This window comes from Leptolyngbya sp. FACHB-8 (assembly GCF_014695575.1).
Lineage (GTDB): Bacteria > Cyanobacteriota > Cyanobacteriia > Elainellales > Elainellaceae > Vacuolonema.
The window spans coordinates 17,179-37,639 of the sequence record NZ_JACJOO010000093.1 but is presented as its reverse complement, the minus strand read 5'-3'; the positions used below and the strand labels follow the sequence as shown (position 1 = coordinate 37,639).

General features: G+C 48.4%; 8 protein-coding genes, 3 pseudogenes and 1 riboswitch. Of the genes and pseudogenes, 7 read left to right on the top strand and 4 right to left on the bottom strand.

From position 1 onward, the window contains the following. Positions 1 to 116 precede the first annotated feature (116 nt). From H6F91_RS26660 to H6F91_RS26645, 4 genes and pseudogenes are all read left to right on the top strand, one after another. Positions 117 to 1,610: pseudogene (locus tag H6F91_RS26660) on the top strand (PAS domain-containing protein); the annotation flags it as partial. A 142-nt stretch (positions 1,611 to 1,752) separates the two neighbouring features. Next, positions 1,753 to 1,899: a LuxR C-terminal-related transcriptional regulator gene (locus H6F91_RS26655; RefSeq protein WP_190774150.1), complete on the top strand. Its 147-nt coding sequence runs from the start codon at positions 1,753 to 1,755 to the stop codon at positions 1,897 to 1,899. Positions 1,900 to 2,158: 259 nt separating this feature from the next. Continuing rightward, positions 2,159 to 2,722, top strand: a pseudogene (locus H6F91_RS28700) (thioredoxin domain-containing protein). A gap of 331 nt (positions 2,723 to 3,053) precedes the next feature. Beyond that, on the top strand, positions 3,054 to 3,203 hold the full coding sequence (locus tag H6F91_RS26645; protein ID WP_190774151.1) for a hypothetical protein: 150 nt from the start codon (positions 3,054 to 3,056) through the stop codon (positions 3,201 to 3,203). 161 nt (positions 3,204 to 3,364) lie between these two features. Here the strand turns inward: H6F91_RS26645 and H6F91_RS26640 are convergent, their stop codons facing one another. After that, entirely contained in the window at positions 3,365 to 4,237 is an 873-nt protein-coding gene (locus H6F91_RS26640) for a hypothetical protein (protein WP_190789572.1), read from the bottom strand. 326 nt (positions 4,238 to 4,563) lie between these two features. On the opposite strand from H6F91_RS26640, the gene H6F91_RS26635 reads away from it, so the two are divergent. Together H6F91_RS26635 and H6F91_RS26630 are read left to right on the top strand one after the other, a co-directional pair. After that, a complete protein-coding gene (locus H6F91_RS26635; protein ID WP_190774153.1) occupies positions 4,564 to 5,109 on the top strand; it encodes a hypothetical protein in 546 nt (181 codons plus the stop codon). Positions 5,110 to 5,353: 244 nt separating this feature from the next. Continuing rightward, a riboswitch (Glutamine riboswitch) is annotated at positions 5,354 to 5,425 on the top strand. 31 nt (positions 5,426 to 5,456) lie between these two features. Further along, a complete protein-coding gene (locus H6F91_RS26630) occupies positions 5,457 to 5,657 on the top strand; it encodes a DUF4278 domain-containing protein (RefSeq protein ID WP_190774154.1) in 201 nt (66 codons plus the stop codon). A gap of 169 nt (positions 5,658 to 5,826) precedes the next feature. Here H6F91_RS26630 and H6F91_RS26625 read toward each other — a convergent pair whose 3' ends face one another. The 3 genes and pseudogenes from H6F91_RS26625 to H6F91_RS28695 form a co-directional block, all read right to left on the bottom strand. After that, the gene (locus H6F91_RS26625) at positions 5,827 to 10,092 is read right to left on the bottom strand and encodes a putative Ig domain-containing protein (RefSeq protein WP_190789571.1); all 4,266 of its coding nucleotides are present in this window, start codon (positions 10,090 to 10,092) and stop codon (positions 5,827 to 5,829) included. A gap of 1,051 nt (positions 10,093 to 11,143) precedes the next feature. Next, a complete protein-coding gene (locus tag H6F91_RS26620; protein ID WP_190774156.1) occupies positions 11,144 to 11,584 on the bottom strand; it encodes a hypothetical protein in 441 nt (146 codons plus the stop codon). A gap of 128 nt (positions 11,585 to 11,712) precedes the next feature. Next, positions 11,713 to 13,361: pseudogene (locus tag H6F91_RS28695) on the bottom strand (ATP-binding protein); the annotation flags it as partial. 549 nt (positions 13,362 to 13,910) lie between these two features. On the opposite strand from H6F91_RS28695, the gene H6F91_RS26610 reads away from it, so the two are divergent. After that, positions 13,911 to 20,417 carry an AAA family ATPase gene (locus H6F91_RS26610; protein ID WP_190774157.1) on the top strand — a complete coding sequence of 2,169 codons (6,507 nt, stop codon included), beginning with the start codon at positions 13,911 to 13,913 and terminating at the stop codon, positions 20,415 to 20,417. Positions 20,418 to 20,461: the final 44 nt, after the last annotated feature.

The window sequence follows — 20,461 nt, the reverse complement described above, 5'->3', positions numbered from 1 at the left end:
GGGAGGTGATTGAAGGAGTGAAATTCAAGGATGGGATCCGAGTAGACCCAAAAACCGACATCAGCAAGAACGCCGCTTAATCTTTCTTCGTACACCAGATTTGACGATAACTCAGTGAAAATCAGATGGCTCAATTTCTAGAAGCTATTCCAGTGGCAATTGTAGTAGTAGATACTGCTGGCCGCCCTTACTACACAAATCAACGAGGAATTGAGCTATTAGGACAAGGAATGGATCCTTCCGTAACTCCAGATCAGATTCCAGAGGCTTATCAACTGTATCTAGCGGGAACGGATCAACCCTATCCCACTGAGGATCTGCCAGTTATCCGAGCGCTGACCGGCGAACGCACTACCGTCGATGATATGGAAATTTGCCAAACTAACAGTATGGTCCCCATTGAGGTATGGGGAACTCCCGTATTTAATGAACAGGGCCATGTGGCTTATGCAATGGTGGCCTTTCAAGACATCACAGAACGGAGACAAGCAGAGCAGTTATTAGCTAATTACAACTATACCCTGGAACAACAGGTGGCAGAACGAACGGCAGCTTTACAGGAAAGCGAAGCCGTACTACGCGATGTCTACGATGAGTTGCGCTTACGAGAACAGCAATTGCGACTGATCACTGACGCTCTTCCTGTTTGTATCAGCTATATAGATGCAAACCGATGCTATCAGTTTGTTAACCAGACTTATGAAGAGTGGTTTGGCTGTAGACGGGACGAAATTGTGGGTCGGTATGCTCGTGAGATCATCGGTGAGGCAGCTTATCAAGCGGTGAAACCGTACATCGATCGAGCGCTGGCAGGGCAAATTACAATTTATGAGGCAGAGCTTCCCTATCCATCTGGTACACGCTATATCAGTGGTTCCCTCATCCCTGACTTTGATGCCAATCATCAAGTCAGAGGCTACTATGGTCTGATTACTGACATTACTCAACAGCGAAATGCTGCACTACGAGAACTCAAACAAGCTGAGGAAACGACGATCCTCAACGAACGCAACCGCATGGCGCGAGAAATTCACGACACATTAGCACAAACCTTTACTGGCATTCTTGTCCAAGTAGGAGCTACGACCCAAGTGATAACGGATGATTTGGAAGCAGCCCAGTTTCACCTAGAAATGATCGATGAACTGGCACGTACCGGACTGGCTGAAGCGCGTCGATCGGTGACAGCCTTGCGTCCTCAGTTGCTAGAGGAGGGTGATTTATCGAGCGCTCTGCATCGGCTTGTAACTCAGATGCGAGCTTCTACCGATACTGCTTTAATTTACGAGGTTCAGGGCACAGCCTACTCCTTACCTGCCGAAGTGGAGAATAATTTGCTGCGGATAGGGCAGGAGGCGCTAACCAATGCCATAAAGTACGCTCATGCGCGCGAAATTCGCGTTGAGTTGGTGTATGAGGACACACGGTGCATCTTGCGTGTGAAAGATGATGGGCAAGGCTTTGGAGTAGGTAGCATCCCTAGCCATGGATTTGGGCTACTAGGAATGAGCGAACGAGCAGAGAGGGTTGGCGCACAGTTGACAATTAGCAGCTACCCAGGACAGGGAACAGAAATCTTTATCACGATTCAGCGAGAGCCAGCATCATGAACAGCCAATTTGCTTCAATTTGTGTTCTCATTGTTGATGACCACTCCATTGTTCGATAAGAATTGACAAGCAGCATTAACTGCGACTCTGGCATGGCTGTCATTGCTTGAGCTTGAGATTGCTCCGTTTAATTGCGCAGGGGATGAATAACCTAGACATTGCAACTATTTTGCGTATTGGTGAGAGTACCGTTAAATCTCATATCAGTCGCACTTTCAGTCAATTGGGTGTGAACGACCGTACACAAGCAGTGATTGTTACAGTGAAACGAGGGATTGTCAGTTTGTAGGCTGTATTTTAGTTTGAGTGTGTATTCTAACCTGAGTTGGAGCCGGTCTTCCGCTTTGGGATGGACGAATTAATTAATCCTCGTATGCTGCAAAAGTGTCAACTCTGAGTGGACGACAAACTGGAGTCAATTACCTATATTGAATTTATACAAACACTAGCAGCAGTTAAGTTACTAAGATTAATGTTTACTTGACATAAATTACAGGGGAGCTGTACGCGATCGCCTGCGACCAGCATACTTTTCCTCGGAGGTATCCGTGAGCGACGACTGCAACCCCAGCTCATTACTCGTTCCACCGTCAACACAGGATCATAAACAAGGTGTGTTGAGTACTACCGTTGTGCTGGTGATGTATGGAGACTATCAATCTCCTCAAAGTGCAGATGTTTACCGGCTGATTAAAGCAATTCAACGACAGCTTAGTGTTTCGTTGGGAGAGAATTATCTATGCTTTATTTTCCGGCATCTTCCAAAGTCTCAGAACCATGGTCAGGTCCGGTATGCGGCGGAAGCGGCGGAAGCAGCAGCACAAGGTCAGTTTTGGCAGATGCATGACCTGTTGTTCATGCATTAACAAGCGTTAGAAAATGGTTATTTAATAGAGTATGCCAATAACTTAGGAATCGATATTTCCCAATTTTTACAGGATTTATCTGGAAGAGTACATTTGGATCACATCAATGCAGATATTGCGGGCGGATATGAAAGTGGGGTAATAGCTGCACCTGCTTTATTTATTAATGGAATTCGTTATGTAGATCGCTGGAACGTAGGGCAATTGATAGTAGCCATTACTGCTACAGCTAATCAAGGTTCTTGATGCTGGTCCTGATGGTTACCCGATGAAGAGCGTTTTACAGTTTTATACACATAAAAAACTCATTTTAGAAATTCCAGTAATTTACTAAAAATACAGGGATAATGATAACGATGAGTTTTACATAGCAAAAGGTTTAAAGATTTCTGCCGTTGCTACTTGCATTCAACGTTGTAGGCAGTCAATGGTAAGCTAGACAAACCGGACTCTGCCAACTCGCTCTTCAATGTCTACTTCTACTCTGTTCAAGTGAGGGCACCTTTTGCCCTAGATCATCCTGCTCAACGTGCGCTGGTATTGCCGTTACTCCCTCAGCTAGGGAGACTTGGAGGAGATGATGCAGGAGCGGGGGGTGGAGGTAGGCGACAGAACCGCCGGTACTGTGTTTGGTACCTTCGAGTTTCTTGATGGGGTTCGCAAACGTTCCTGGCGACCCATCGTCGTCTACGAAGCGATCGGACGCTGCAAGATGGTCGCTGCCTGAAAGACCTCTACCGCCATGTCGAGTGCGGTCTACAGGTGTATCTCACGGGCCTAGACTATCCCCTCACGGTGTCCTGGTTCTGGCTGAAACGGGCTGATGGCAAACGAGAATTGCGATTTGTCGCTTCTACCTATCCTGATCCGTAGGTCTTCACGTGGAGACTACTCAACATGCTGTGCTTCATTTGTAAGTGGGGCATCAACAACAACAATATCGCCCCCACGTCGTACCCACACCCGCTCTACCCACTCATGCGGTTGGTGGGGTACAGGCGATTCCAGTGTCCAAGCATACTGATACTCCCCTGGTGCTTCTGCACAAATATCGAGGTGTATCGCACGGTCAAAAACTATGTGTAAGACACGGTCAGGTGTGAACAGTACTGAGGAAACCACGCGGCTGCACAGCTCAAGCAGGCGTAACGTCAAGGATTCGGTTCTACTCAATTGAGGCAGACGGTCATTCTCATGCAGTACGATGCTTGGCTCGGGTATAACTAACCGCCGCTGGCCATGCTGTGGTGTTGTCAAAAATAGTATGAATTCTTCATGGGAATTATATTGTATAGCCTCACAGAAGGCATTCGTTACCTCTTCAGTCAGGGTAGCTATGGCACGTTGTTGCTGGCCTGTATTGCTGACATAGTGCATACTCATCCAACGCGCGAGCTCGTCAGACGTCGTGAGCTCGGTTCCCCAATCAAAATCGTAGATCGTGCAAACGCAGTGTGCCAAAACCCATTGAATAATACGGGCTTCATGCTCCTCGAAGGTTGTAGTACAAAAGCGCAAGATTAGTTCAGTATCCTTGATGGCTACCAGTGAGAAGAACCCTGCCTCCTCACACATAAATGTTGAACCCGAGAGCCACCATCCTTTCCATACCTGGGTACTCATATCTGCCGGAGTGACACCGGGGAGTGCTTCAATAAAGGCGTAGAGTTGCGTCAAAAATTCGTGACGAAATGTACCTTGAACTGGAAACAGGTGTAATCCGTGGGGAAGCAATACGTCTTTGCTAATGGGTAAACTCATTGATCGGGCTTTCGTGCTGAATAGATTCTGCTGAGCGCCTCTAGTCGTTGGGGGAAGACTGCTGCAACCCTTGAACTAAAGCAAATTTTGCTAAACTCATGTCGCTTTGTGAAAAGCTCAAGCTCTTATAGATAGATGTCTGAGAGGCTTTTTCCCATAGCTCACCGTGCAAACTTTCCTGTGAACAAATAGTCCCCGTTTTGAGGACTGTCTCAAAAAAATTGATGTCATAGTGAGTGCAATTGACAAACACAGCCTTTATAACAAGCCCTACAAATGCCGTCAACGAACATACCTGATTATCGTCACCTAAGAGGACATTAACGATGGCTGATACAAGCATTCTCTCCCCCGCCCTGGCTGATGCTCAAGCTCAGCGTGACCAGGTAACGGCAATCGAAACCTATTCCTGGAACTTCCTGGGACCTGTGTTCTTCACCCTGTCTGATCTGAAAGTCAATGGCACGGCTGGAGAACCGATGCTGCCTGACTTCGTAGCATCTGGTCAGTCTCCCTACATTGTGGCAGAAGACGAAAAGGTTATTGCTAGTGTGAAAATCTCCTTCAACAAGTCGCCTTTGTCAGCTCTGCTGATGTGCCTGGAAACTAAGATCACGATGAACTTTCACTTTGAAGGCCAAGGCAACATCGCTGACGAAGTCGATCAGGTCGTCACGGTCTCCACCACGAAAGACACATACGATTACACCTTCGCGCTTCCTGGCACGGCTCGGAAGTGGGGGATGGATCCTGGCCTGTATGTAGTCTCAGCTACGGCTGAAGTTGGCCCTGCACAACACAAGTGCAGCCAGTTCATTCTGGGCTATGGCTATATTGCCGATGTGCTCCTGAAAGTCTACCCATCCGTGTAGGCTTGATCGAAATCGTGCCTCAGAGTTCGTCTCTGAAGCGTGATTGGTCAACTTCTTGGTTGATATGAGTGGGGCTGCTGGGGGTGCTTCTTCGTCAGTTCTTCTCTGGGGAAGTGGGTAGTGCCCGGGGACAGTATCCACTTCTCTCAGTGTTTTGCGATCGCCCCCGATAGAGGAACACCCAATCGGATCACCCGGTTGTAGGAGGAGGCAGGTAGACAGATTTGGTAATTTAAGTATAGAAATCGTTCATCTTCAACCCCCTTCATTCAGGTTTGAAGACGGAAGTAAGGAAGTACTCCTGAAGGAACGCGCCTCACCTACCGCTACAAAAAGAGGCGAAGCATATGAAACTGGTTTATCGTGGTGTTCGTTATGATGCGGTTCCTGCACAGCTTGATGTAGCTGATGCCCCTGTTACTGGGCAGTATCGTGGTGCGACGGTTCATTTTCACCAGGCCGCAAAACTTCCTGTCGTTCAACGAGTATTACACCTCATTTACCGTGGTGTCGAATTTGATGAGGCGATCGCCACTCCCACTGCATAGCAGTCATTCAAGTTTGAGAAACTGGTTAACGACGTGAAGACCTGGCTCTTGGGCTGGGTCTTTTTGTAAGAATTTCCTAGAAGTGTCGTGAAAACGGTGAGTGGAAATAGCAGTATGCAACAACTTCCCAACAGCGAAGTGAAGGTTTTGGTGCTCGGCAATAAATTGATCAAGCCATGACAGCTAAACTGGATGCATTAAGGGTTGGCCGATTGAGTAATTGCACAATCTCAACTTGAGCAATGCGGCCTGTTCCATCTGCATCAAAGAACAACCGTCCATTTCCGGAATTGTAGATAAAGCGATCGCTACCCCGCACAGCTCGGGCACCGACCGTTAAGTATTGAGCGGCAAGAACAGCCAGCGGGTGATTGAGACGGAAGTCTGTTCGGGAAATCAGTAATCGGTCCTCTCCAATGCGGAAATCGGTGAGCACATCACTTGATCCAGTATTGGGTGTAGCCAAGTGGAAAAGATCTTTCCCACTGCCACCTGTTAGGCGATCGCGACCTGCACCCCCCACTAAATTATCGGCTCCGGTGCCGCCCAAAAGGCGATCTTGCCCTTGCCCCCCAACCAGAATATCGTTGCCACTTCCTCCATCTAATAAGTCATTTCCTACCTCACCATACAAAGCATCGTATTTATCCCTACCGAACAAGGCATCATCACCACCGAAACCTCGAATGCCATTTTCCTGACCATTCCCAATGAGGCGATCGGCTCGGGTCGTTCCAACAAGCGCCGCCGGTAAAGTTGTGGCAACGAGATCCATGATAGATGTTGCCGTCGCACCATATCGATCCCGAATGGTGTAAGCAAATTGATTCAATCCGGCCTTATAGGGCACATAGATGTAATAGGCATCGCTGCTACCCTTCATCAAGGCACCGTTGCGAGGTTTTGCTACGGATGAAATGGTGAGGCGATCACCCGGATCCACATCGTAATCGTTCTGCAAAAGTATGGATTTATAGATGGACAGACTACGGCTCTGTGCAAAAATAATCTGATCTCTACGGGCATCAGGGGCATCGTTCGTGTTGGCGATCAATAAAGCGAAGCTATCACTAATTGTGGCACCATCTCGATCCGCCGCGGTCACTTGAATGCTAATTGTGCCCACATGGGTATTTCTTGGAGTGCCGCTAAAGGACAATGCCGAAGCATCAAAGCTTAGCCACGAAGGAAGCGGCTGGCCATCTTCTAGCGTTGCACTATAAGTCAGAAGGTCATTTGGATTGACATCTCGAAATGCGTTGCTGGGTATTGCAAAAACAAAAGCTTGATCTTCTCTCACAACTTGATCAAGTAGGGAAGTGGCTAATGTTGGAGCATGGTTATCGGACAAGATAGCTAACGTAAATACATCGCTTCTAGCCACTCCTGTCAAATCGGTTGCTGTTACCTGCAGATTGAGGGTACCAGCATCAGTAATGGTTGGGGTACCGATAAAAGACTGTGTTGAAGGATCAAAGCTAATCCAGCTAGGAAGAGGCGTTCCATCTTCCTGAGTGGCACTGTAGGTGAGGGCGTCTCCTGGATCAATGTCTCGGAATGTGTTGCTGGGAATTTGGAAATAAAACTCTATATAGTTAGAGGCTGATTGATCCCAGATAGGAGCAGTCAGCATTGGAGCATCATTGGTATTGGCGATCGCTAACGTAAACACATCACTGATAGAAGCTCCAGCCCGATCAGTGGCTTGTACCTGCACATTAAGGGTTCCTACGTAGGCATTCGTCGGAGTTCCACTAAAAGTCAGGGTTGTTGCATTAAACCGGAGCCATACCGGAAGAGGGCTTCCATCTTCCAGCTTGGCTCTGTAAGTGAGCCCATCCCTCGCATCGGTATTTCCAAATGTGCCGCTGGGAATGGTGAACGAGAATCGAGTATCTTCAGTCACGGATTGATCCGTAATGGCCGTATCCAGGGTTGGAGCCGTATTGCTCGTAATGGTCAGACTAAAGACGTCGCTGATGGAAATACCCGAACGATCGGTTGCTGTCACCTTTAATTGCAGGGGATGGATGTGCGCATTGGCCGGTGTACCTCTAAAACTCCGTGTTGTGGGATTGAACAGAAGCCAATCCGGAAGAGGAGTTCCGTCCTCTAGAGTTGCGCTATAGACGAGTGCATCATCCGAATCGATATCTCGGAAGGTATTGCTGGGTACGGCGAACAGAAAGGGTATTTCTGCCGTAGTGGCTTGATCGGCGATCGCGTTAGCCACGATTGGGGCATCGTTGGTATTGGTAACCGTTAATATGACCCAGGTGTTAGTGGTTCTGCCAAACCGATCCGTTGCCCACACAGGCATATATTGAGAACCTACGGCGGTATTGGGAAGCGTACCATTGATTTGTCCGGTTTTGGGGTCGATGGTGAGGGAGTTAGCAGGCCAAAAAGTGGACTTCAGACGTGCTCCGTAAACCAGAAAATCGTTGTTATCGTTATCCCTGAAAATATCCGCAATGGTTATGGAGAAAAACTCGTCTTCGATGACTGTTTGCTGTTTGTAAGGGGTGACCACGATAGGCGGGGCATTGGAACTCGCAATTTCTAACACAAAGGTGTCCGTGGCTGTAGCACCTGCCGTATCTGTTGCCGTTAGTTGAAGATTGAGAAAGCCTGCATCGGCACTCGTTGGTGTCCCGCTAAAGGTGAGGGTTTGAGCGTTGAATTGAAGCCACGTAGGAAGTGCGCTCCCATCCGCAAGAGCCGCACGATAGCTGAGAACATCACCTCCATCAGAATCCGTAAACGCATTGGCCGGAACCGTATATTGGAAAAAAGTGCCTCCCATAGCCCATGTATCGCTAATCTCTTGCCTCAAGGTTGGTGCGGTGTTGGTGAATTCTCTTCCCAATACCGTTCTGCCATTGAAGATTCTAGGACTATACAGATAGATCCCCCGTGTTTGATCTGCTTCTGTAGCAAGTAAGTCCATGGTACTTGAGGAGAAAATAATTGCACGTCCATCAGGTGATACCTCAGAACCAAGCCACTCTCGCTGATAAAAAGGAGATGGATTAGGCCATGCCAGAGTTGAGCCAGGCAGACTTTCAAGAAAGCTTCCTTCAATAACCCTTGTTTCCCCAGTTTGGCGATCATAAACATAGATCTGGCCAGTCGGGATGGAGGTGCCTGCTATCAAATTTGTCGCATTTGAAGCGAACGTTATATAGCGTCCATTTCTAGAGATAGACGGAAGCCGAGAATGCCCATTTGCGGGTTCTCCTTGTGCCCCTGCTGAAATCCTACTCGTTTGGCCTGTTTCCCGATCATGAATGAAGATATCAATAACACCGTTTGTATCGCCACTCACTAATGTTCCATCTGTAGAACTAAAAACGATGTAACGCCCATCTCCGGATATGTCAGCTGCGCTGATTTGCCCCGTGTTCTGTGTGCCGTCTGATGCTATCGAGGCGCGGGTCGTTTCTCCGGTTACGCGATCGCGAACAAAGATATCTGGTAACGCATTGGTATCGCCTGGGACCAGATTTGCCGCCGTCGAGTAGAAAGTTATATAACGTCCATCATCTGAAATTGCAGGGCTACGAGAATAGCCAAGCGCATCTGCAACTCCATTAAACGGAATTGAAATGCGTGTATTTTGTTGTGTTAGGCGATCATAAACAAAGACATCAAGATCATTGTTAATGTCTTCATCAGATGTCAAATTTGTCGCATAGGAAGATAGCGTAGTATAACGCCCATCGGCTGATATACCATTGACCCAGGAAGGGCCTGTATTTGATTGATTTCCGTTAGGATCGACTGAAATTCTAATTGTTTCACCGGTTTGGCGGTCGTGCAGAAACGCGTCATCGCGTCCATTAGTATCCCCCACGACCAGATTGTTGGAATAGGATATAAAGCTAATATATCGGCCATCTGCGGAAATAGAGGGACTGCGGGAGGAACTATATCCTTGTTCGCCATTAGAACTCAGCGAGACACGGCTGTAGGTTTTGGTGTAGCGATCGTAGACATAAACATTATCTATTCCATTGGTATCACCACTAACCAAGCTACTATCATCCGCAGTAAAGGTGATATATCGACCTGAGGCCGAAAAAGAAGCACTTAGGCCATACGTTGATTTCGCTAAGTAGCTGAGCTCTTGAGTACCGTCGGTAAAGACAAAACCTAAGCTTTCACTTCCAGCACTGCTTCCTCGAAAATAGGTCAGCCGACCTTGATTGATATCATCCTGGGTGAAACTGCTATCAACACTCAGTAGCTGCCCATTCAGTTGCAGTAAGCCGCCTGTGGGTAAATGGGTAATTGTGTAAACCAGTTGATCTGGAGAGGTATCTGCATCGCTGACTTGCAGCATCGCACTGGTAACGGTGACCCATTCGTTTTGAGCTGCTGAAACACCCGTATTGGCGGTGAGCGTAGGCGCTTGGTTGGTGGTGCTGGACATAGCAGTAGGAGAATAAATGCGATAGTTTCTAACACCAGCCTGGAAATATACCAAGATGGTCAGTCTTAGATTACCGACATCTAAAAAAATTTAGGCTAGAGCTTCTAAGAGTTCATCTCAACTTAAGAAGCCACTGCTTTAACAGTAATTACACTGATATCTTTTCATGAAGCAGGCGTATTGCAGTAACTACCATTGGAATGGCGACCACTAACATGGGTATCAGCAAGTGCTCTTAACAGAACCTACTTTCTTGGCCTCGCCGACATTAGGGCATATTATGAGTGGCTGCAACTGAGCCACGAATTTTCGCCAGGGCAACCGATGCTGTGATGCTACTAACTTGCGCCTTTGTAATTAGTAGGGAGAACTTGGTTAGCCAGCTCAATCACCCCTAACAGTGTAAGCTCCTCAGGGTAACTGGTTAAGGTAGGAGTTGCAACCTAAAACTAGCGATTGTCAAACTGGCCAACTCTAAACATTACAGAACCAGCAAGATAGTTGCTATTCACTTGAATAATTCTGATTCTATAAGCTTTTGCCCCTCTATATTCATATACGTCTCCAATACGCCCATCAGTGATTCTAAGATTTTGATATCCATCGCCTCCGATATTTCCAAACACTCGATTAGCCCCAATATAGCTAACTCCTATACTGAGGTTTTTCGTTGGGAATGTACTCTAAACTGCCCTTTTGAACTGTAATGGTTTGTGCCAGGGTAGGAGTGCTTTGGTTAGGAGCCGTTGAGTAGTAAGTGTCTATTTTCAGAACGAAACGTAGCTTCGTCGATAGTGCAGCCAGTATTGCAATCTAGGGCTCAAAGTAGCCTGGCGGATGGTTTAGGCACTCGACAGCGCACTGGCTGGAGTCATGCCAGCGAGTTCTGCTTGAAATTGGGATCCAAGTTCACTCCAACGCGCCATTTCGGTCAGGAGATGATTTAAGGTGAACTTTTCAAAACGTTCCAGTGTTTTGTCATGCTTAATGACCTCAGTACCATCACAATCTGGACAATGAATGGTTTCCTAAAACCATGAGTTAAAATTGACTAAGAGATATCCTCTATTCCAACAGATTTATAATACAAAAACAACAGATCTGTAGCACTACCCACTCCCAAGTTCACCGCAAGTAATGTAGTGTTTCCAAGGGTAAGTTTATCCTCTGTATTGCCATAATTGGGATACCACCTTGGCAATTTTTCCACAAGCCAAGAAATAAAGTATATTGCAACGAGACAATTCGTATCAAAACAAGCTCCGCTTTCTTGGGAATGTTGAGGGAGTAAGCTTGGCCCCAACAATTCGCCCTCTTCAATAACATGGAGCAATTCAGCAACTCGTGGAGTCGAGAAATGAGCGACCTCCGAGAGGTCATCATACATACATCCCGATTTCCCTTTTAGAATATTTTTGATGTTGGGCACTTTGCCAATCAACTTTTGCCAGGGCGCAGAGTCAAGCTCATGAAGCCTTGCCAAAGACTCCATCTGTTTTCTTATAAGAACTACTGCTTCTACTAAGTCACCATTAAAAATGAAGTCACAGATAAGGAAGTGTGTACGAATAAATGAGGTTTTTATGCCATCACGCTAGAATCACTACACCGCCATATTAACTATTTGTTGCTCTGAGTAGAAATCGCTGAATGAACTTGTTGCTGTAGAGGAATCCGAATAATGAACTCAGTTCCTTTCCCAGGTGTTGAGAAGCACTCTAGCTTGCCACTATGTTTCTCCGTGACGATTTGGTAGCTGATAGACATTCCCATTCCGGTGCCTTTTCCATGGGGTTTTGTGGTGAAGAAGGGATCAAATATTCGTTGTTGAATCTCTTTAGTAATACCGACCCCGTTATCAGCGATCGCCACTTCTACCCAGGCCGTATCAACAATGGATGTGCGGATTGTAATTCGACTTGGATTGTCCTTAATCTCCTGGTAAGTACGCTTGGCGTTGCTCTCTTCTATCGCATCAATAGAATTCACCAAAATATTCATAAACACTTGGTTGAGCTGCCCGGCATAGCATTCGACCAGTGGTAGCTTACCGTAGTCTTTGCTAATCTCAATCTCCGGTCGCTCAGATTTGGCTTTGAGGCGGTGTTGCAGAATCAGCAGGGTGCTGTCGATGCCTTCGTGAAGATCAACCGCTTTGTATTCAGCTTCATCCATACGGGAGAAGTTTCGCAATGACAGAATGATTTGGCGAATGCGATCGGTTCCCAGCTTCATCGAAGCCAGCATCCTGGGTAGGTCTTCCTGCAAAACTCTAGATCAATATCTTCAGCAGCCATTTGAATTTCAGGAGCAGGATGAGGATTATGCTGCTGATACAACTGCACAAATGCCAATAAATCCTCGGTGCATTCCTGCACATGAGCGAGGTTACCGTGAATGAAGTTGACTGGGTTATTGATCTCATGTGCGACCCCAGCCACCAATTGCCCCAGACTCGACATCTTTTCGTTTTGAACCACTTGAGCCTGAGTCCGCTGCAATTCTGCCAAAGTATTTTTAAGGTCAACTGTGCGTTCTTCGACCCGGTCTTCCAATTCTGCCTTGCTATGCTCTAAGGCCGTGAACAGTTCACTCATCCGTCCTGTCATGTGGTTGAAGGAGTTAGATAGGGTGTTGAGCTCTTGAATATTGCTTGCTTCTACCGTCTGATCTAGGTTGCCAGATGCCATTGCTTCACTGGCCCGATTGAGGCGAAGAATGGGACGAGCAATCAAACGAGAGGTGAAGATGCCCATTATAGAAGCAATAGCCAAAGCTGCAAAACAGAGCGCAATCGTGGTGCGGGTATTGGCATTGATTTGGGCCATGAATGTGTTCTCCGGCACACTGACCACCAATAGCCAGTCCAATCCATATTCATCGCGCCAAGGCACAACATGAACAAAATACTGTTCCCCCTGAATCTCAAGCTGGAAGTCCGTATCTTGAGCGATTGCCTGAAACCCGTTGGTAGTTTGAATGTGCTCAGCAATCGTGTGAATAACGGGATTGGGACTATCAATTGCTCGTAATCGTTGAACTTCCTTATTGACAAGGGCAAAGGGCATTTCTGTGCCAGAGTTAGCGATTAAGGTGCCGTCTCGCTCTACAAGAAATACTTGTCCAGATTGGCTAATATTCAGGCTGCGTAAGAAGTCACTCAGTTTCAATAGATGAATACCAATAGCAATCATGCCCAGCAAGCGGTTTTGAGCATCATAAATCGGACGACTTGCAGATGCGGCGATGTAAGGACCAGTAGGAAAATTTCCTCGGAATCTGATAGAAGTGGGGTTACTGTCTCATGTCATGTGTCAAATCGATTGGCTGGAGCTATCAGAAGGATATCGATTACAGGAAACTGGTTATGTGATAGATAAGATAGCCGTTACTGCCAGATAAGCGTGTTCTAATATAGACGGAACTTGGGCCTTAAGTTTAATCTGAATTGATCGCAAAGTGAAGTGAAAGCAGATCCAGTGGACCATCTACTTCTGATACCTACTTAAGGTGTAAACAATGTCTGTTGCAACGTAATTTTCTACGTTTTCTTGCAGTATTGATGGTTGTGTCGCAAAAACAGATCAATGGCAAGGTGGAAAAAAAAGCTTGGCTGAAAAAATTATTGGAACTTGAGAAGGCTTGAAGGGGAACAGAGTATGGTTTAAGCCGATCAGTTACCACACAGATCGGCAAGATTAATGGCATTTTTTGAAATATTAATTAAAGCTTTAAGAGCTTATAGCAGGTATTATAATTAGTTGTAATCCCAAAGCAGAATAGACGGTTGAAATATTTGATTTGGAAGTTTAAGCGCAATGCCTGCAACCTTACAAGTCAGATTGTTCGGCGAATTGTCGATTGTCTACAATGACCGCCCGATCGCTGGCATTAGTACATCGCGATCGCAGGCATTATTGGCGTATCTCGTCTTACACCGTCACGCCCCTCAATCACGTCAGAGCCTTGCTTTTCAGCTTTGGCCGGATTCGACTGATACTCAGGCGCGTACCAACCTTCGGAAAGAGTTGACCTATCTGCGTCGGGAATTACCTGAAGCTGATCAATTGCTTCTAGTGGAGTCAAAAACGCTGCAATGGTCGCCGGTTGCGTCATCGGTCCTGGATGTGATGGAATTTGAGGAGGCTCTTAAAGCAGCACAAGCGGCTGATGTCGCGACCCCACAAGCGTTACTCAAACAGGCGATCGCCCTTTACAAAGGCGACCTGCTGCCAAGCTGTCAGGACGAATGGATTGCCCCCGAGCGCGAACGGCTTCAGCAGCAATACATCAGCGCCTTGGAGCAATTGATTAATCACTTGCAGCAACAGCAGGACTATCGCGCTGCCCTCGGTTATGCTCAGCAGCTTTTGCGGGCAGACGCTGTAAATGAGGCGACTTACTGTACCTTGATGCGGCTGTACAGTTACAGTGGCGATCGTGCCAATGCCCTTCAGGTTTATCATCGCTGTATGACCGTGCTGCGTGAGGAATTGGGCGTTGATCCCAGTGCTACAACTCGCGATCTCTATCAGCAAATTCTCAACGAGGACGAACCCCCTCCTGCCGTTAGTTCTGCCACCAGTCCCACGATTTTCCTGACACCGCCAACCCCTTCCCCGGTACTAGCGCCTCGTCAGGATTGGGGTGAAGCGATCGATGTTTCTGTGTTCTACGGGCGGGAGAAAGAGCGATCGACGTTGCGGGAATGGATCGTCAATCACCGATGTCGAATTGCCCTACTACTGGGCATGGGCGGCATTGGTAAGTCCTCGCTGGCCGTTAAAGTGGCGCAGGAGATTTTAGAGAGCAGCGTAGCAGAGGCGCAGGGAGGCAGGAGAGATGTGCAGGAGAGCCAACTATCTCATCCTCCATCCACTCCTCCCCCTTTTGAGTTTGTGATCTGGCGATCGCTGCGCAACGCCCCTCTGCTGGAAACCCTCTTGGCTGAGTTGGTGTTATTTCTGTCTGAGCAGCAGGACAGCAGAGCCGAAACGGGGCGGCTCATTCACTGGCTCAAGTGCCATCGTTGCCTGGTGATTTTGGACAATGTGGAAAGCATTTTTTTGGGGGGTGATGCTAAGCAGTTACCCCTGCAGGGAAATTTGGCTGGACAATACCGTTCTGGGTATGAAAACTACGGAGACTTATTCAGGCTATTAGGTGAGGTGCAGCATCAGAGCTGTGTGCTGTTGACGAGCCGGGAGAAACCTGCTGAAGTTGCTGCCCTGGAAGGAAGTGAAGCTGTGCGATCGCTGCAATTGGGGGGAGTTCCAGAAGCCACCGCTGCAATTTTGGAGGCCAAGAATTTAGTAGGTTCTGAGGAGCAAAAACAGCAGTTGTGCCAGCGGTACAGCAACAATCCTCTGGCGATAAAAATCGTTTCTACTTCGATTCAAGATTTATTTAACGGCAGTATTGCAGATTTTCTATCTGAAGATGCGGGTGTTTTTCATGGCTTGTATCAACTACTCGATCAGCAGTGCTTGAGAAGTTCTGTATTTGAAAAAAACATCATGTTCTGGCTGGCAATCAATCGAGAGCGAACAACATTAGCAGAACTGGCTGCTGATTTTGTACCCGCTGCGTCTCGTGCTGATTTATTGCAGGCCCTGGAATCATTAAGCTGGCGATCGCTCCTAGAAACTCAGTCAGGAGGCTATACCCAACCACCGATCGTGATGCAATACGTGACCGATCGCCTGATTGAATGGATTTGTGATGAGATTGAAGAGATAGCAAATGGAGAAGAACAAACATCTTCTCGATCTACCCCAACTGCTCCATTCACCTGTTCCAGATTGCCCAAGCCTGCATTTGCGGTTCCCCTGCTTCACAGCCATGCATTATTAAAAGCACAAGGTAAGGATTACATTCAGGAAATTCAAATTCGCCAGATCGTACAGCCGATTTTGCATCAACTTCAAATCCGCCTGGGAGATCGGGCCCAGGTCGAGCAACGGCTGACTCGAATTCTGGTCAAACTTCGGCAGGACGCATCGCATCGATCGGGATATGCGGCGGGCAATGTGTTAAACCTGCTGATTCAGTTAAAAACAGATCTGACAGGCTATGACCTCTCTGATCTCGCGCTTTGGCAGGCGGATCTGCGAAATGTTCGGTTACATCAAGTCAGTTTGGTAAACAGTGACCTGTCCAAAACTGTCTTTACGGAAACGCTGAGCCTGACGTTAGCGGTTGCGTTTAGCCCGGATGGTCAACTGCTAGCAACAGGGGATACCAACCGGGAACTGCGGATCTGGCGGGTTGCGGACGGTAAAAATTTATTGATTTGCCAGGGGCACACAAACTGGATCTGGTCGATTGCCTTTAGTCCCGACGGTCAAATGCTCGCGAGTAGTAGCGATGACAAAACTATCAAGCTATGGGATGTGCAGACCGGGCAGTGTCTCCAGACGTTGCAGGAAGCACCCTATCAAGTCTGGTCGATCGCCTTTAGCCCAGATAGTCAACTGCTTGCTACTGGCAGTGAATCGACGGTTATCAGACTTTGGAGTTTGGCCAGGGGGGAATGCTGCGCCACTCTGGAGGGCCATACTGACTGGGTGCGATCGGTTTCGTTCAGCCCGAACGGTCAACTGCTTGCCAGTGGCAGCGAGGATGGAACGGTGAAGCTATGGAATCTCAAATCTGGCAAATGTTGTAAAACCTTGCGGGGACACGAAAAGGGAGTCTGGTCCGTTGCCTTTAGTCCAAAGGGTGATCGGTTGGCAAGCAGCAGCAGCGATCAGACGATCAAGCTCTGGAACGTTGAATCTGGCGAATGCCTCAACACTTTGAGCGGACATACCAACTGGGTGCGATCGATCGCCTTTAGCCCCGATGCTCAAACGCTTGCAAGTGGCAGCGAAGACCAGACGGTGAAGCTGTGGCAGGTGGACACCGGAGAAAATTTTCAGGTTTTGCGAGGGCATACAAGCTGGGTGCGAGCGGTTGCCTTTAGTCCCGATGGTCAAACGTTGGTCAGTGGTGGTGGCGATTATACCGTCAAATTTTGGCACTTCCACAGCGGACAATGTTGGAGGACGCTTCAGGGCTATACCAATCGGGTGCGTTCAGTTGCGTTTAGTCCAACTGAACCCCTGTTAGCAAGCGGCAACGACGATTACACCGTTAAACTCTGGGACAGTCGTACCCGAGACTGCCTGTATACGCTGGCAGGCCACACGAATTCGGTTTGTGGCGTGGCGTTTAGTGCCGATGGTCAGCTTTTAGCCAGCGGCAGTGGCGATCAGACCATTAAGCTATGGAGCATTTCGAGTAAACAGTGTTTGCACACCTTGGAGGGACATACAGGTCGGGTCTGGTCCGTTGCCTTTAGCCTTGATCGCCAACGCCTGGTTAGCGGCAGCGATGATCATACAGTCAAGATCTGGAATGTTCAAACCGGGCAGTGTCTTCAGACGTTGCGAGGGCACACAAGCTGGGTGTGCTCAGTTGCCCTGAGCCCGGATGGTTACACTCTGGCTAGTGGCAGTTACGACCAGACGATTAAGCTCTGGGACATTCGCACAGGAAAATGTTTGCATACTCTAGCAGGACATCAAAACTGGGTCTGGTCAATTGCCTTTAGTGACGATGGCCAAACGCTTGCTAGCGGCAGTGGGGATCATACGGTGAAGCTATGGGATACAACGACCGGAGACTGTCGGCGATCGCTAGAAGAACACAGCAGTCGTATCTGGTCAGTGGCATTTAGTCCCAATGGAAAAAGGCTTGCCAGTGCGAGCAGCGATCAAACAGTGAAACTGTGGGAGGTTGATACAGGCTACTGCATGCATACGCTGAAGGGACATAGCAATCTCATCTGGTCAATCGCCTTTAGTCCAGATAGTGAAACGCTGGCAAGCGGTAGTCAGGATGAAACTATTAAACTCTGGAATATCCACACGGGAAAATGCTTACATACCCTGAGAGCCGATCGCCCCTATCAAGGAACCAATATTGCAGGGGCGATCGGACTTACCGAAGCTCAGAGAACGGCATTAAGAACATTGGGGGCAGTTGAACGAGACAGCAAGGCAGACAGCGCTTCCACATCCCACACCCTGCCTCTGATTGGACGTGAGCAGGAGTGGAACCTGCTGCACCGATGGCTAACCGACGATCACCGCTCAGAGATCCTGCTGCTGCTGGGTGAACCCGGCATTGGCAAAACCCGCTTACTGGAAGAACTGGCGACCACGGTACGAGCTAACAATGGTCAGGTGCTATGGGGATTGGCATTTGAAGCCGAAATGCTGCGTCCTTACGGAGTCTGGATAGATGCGCTGCACTCGCTTCCTGCCCAGGCTCTGGCGGATTTGCCAGTCGAACTCCAATCGCTGTTTCCCGAAGCGTTTCCCAGAGCAGAACCAACCGATTTAAGACGATTATTTGACGCAATGGTGCGTTTACTGTCGCAGCTTTCAGCTAACAAGCTCGCGATCGTGATTCTAGACAATATCCAGTGGCTTGATGAAGCTTCGGCCGCTCTGCTACACTACGCTGCCCGTTTACTGGGCCATACGAGGGTGCGATTTGCCTGTGCTGCCCGTGCCCGTGAATTAGCAGCGAGTCAGCCCGTTAACAAACTGGTGCAGTCCCTCCGGCGCGAAAATCGATTGCAAAGTCTGGAACTGCCACTTCTGAATCAAACCCACACCGTGCAGCTCGTTCAGGAAATTGATTGGGCGATCGACGGCAACCAGATTTTTGTTGAGAGTGGTGGCAATCCGCTCTTTGCGCTGGAAATTGCTCGCGCCATTGCACAGCATGGGACAGCCTGCTCGGAGAGTCTGGAGGCGCTGATTCAGGAGCGACTTCAGCAGCTCAGTCAATCCACTAGAGAATTCTTATCCTGGACGGCAGTGCTGGGTCGCAGCTTTAACCCCACGACCATTGCTGAAATTGTAGATTTCCCTTCAAATAAACTGCTGACGGCGATCGAAGAACTGGAACAGGAAGGCATTATTTGCCCAGGGGCGATCGTTCAAGGCGAAACGCAGTACGACTTTGTGCATGATATTGTGCGCCAGATTGCCTATCATCAGATGTCTGTCCCACGTCGTCGTTTAATGCACCGACAAATTGCTCAGGCATTGAAATCATCTTTTGCCACCGAAGATTCTTTTGCCAGTGAGATTGCTTACCATGCTTCCTTAGGTGGGAATCATGACTTGGCAGCATCGGCCTGTATCATTGCAGCGGAACGCTGTTTACGCCTGTTTGCCTATGCTGAAGCTTCCCAGTTAACCGAGCGAGGACTTGAACACTGTCAATATCTTGAGCATTCAGCGCGAGTCCGCTGCCGGATTGAGTTACTGAAGCTGCATGTTTTAGCAGGCGTGAACAGAGAGCGATTTGCCCAACTCGAAGCCGAACTCCATCAGCTTATTGAGGAGGCTCGCACTTTAGAGTTGCAGGACGAGGAGGCAACCGGGTTTGAAGTGCTGATCGCACTGAATTACGAGCAGGGCAATTTGACAAGCGTTCAGGAGCATTCGCTGCGGGCAGCCGAGCGGGGTCGGGCAGCCAGTTCTACCACAACGGCTCGAATGCTGGCATACACAGGCTGGTGTTTGGCGGAAACCGAGTGCGAAATGCCTCGTGCAGAAGCTCTGTTGCTCGAAGCACAGTCCCTCGCTGCCAGGGTGGGTGTAGAGCTGATTGATATTCCCTGCGGCCTGGGCTGTGTGCGCCGCCACGCAGCAGATTATCCAACGGCTCGATCGCTTTTGCATCAAGCATGGAAGATGGCGCAGGCAGAGCAGGATCATTGGCGAGAGTGCGCCTGTCTAACCTATCTGGCAATGACAGAGCTAGAAGCCAGTAACCCGATCGCCGCCATTCCCTACTCATCGGAATTAGCAGCCGTTGCTGCCAAAATCAGCGGAGAGGGAAGTGAAGGAGCCTTTGCTGCCGCCCTCGATGCCCTTGCCCGCTATGCAGTTGGACAAACGGGCGCAGAGCAAATGTTGGCACAAGCCTTGTTGTCGCTTCGCCAACTGGATTCGCAGCGAATGATAGCTTATACGCTAACGTTTGCCGCAGAAATTGATTTGAAGGAGCATCGCATCGAATTGGCGATCGATCGGGCCGAAGCCGCTGTTAGAGCCGCTCAGATTGTGGACCATCCCAGTGAGACTGCGCTTGCCGAAGCAACCCTAATTCGTAGCAGGTTAATGCATGAAGACCATCAAATTGCCCTCGAATTATTTGAAGATTTGCACCAGAGAATTAATGTTTATATGATTAGTGAGCGAGCGCGAATCGCAATTCAACAGTTGGCAGAATATCTAGTAGAACAGCCAGAGAAAGGCTAAATCAATTAGCTAAATATCAAGAAATGCAATTCATAGATAATCTT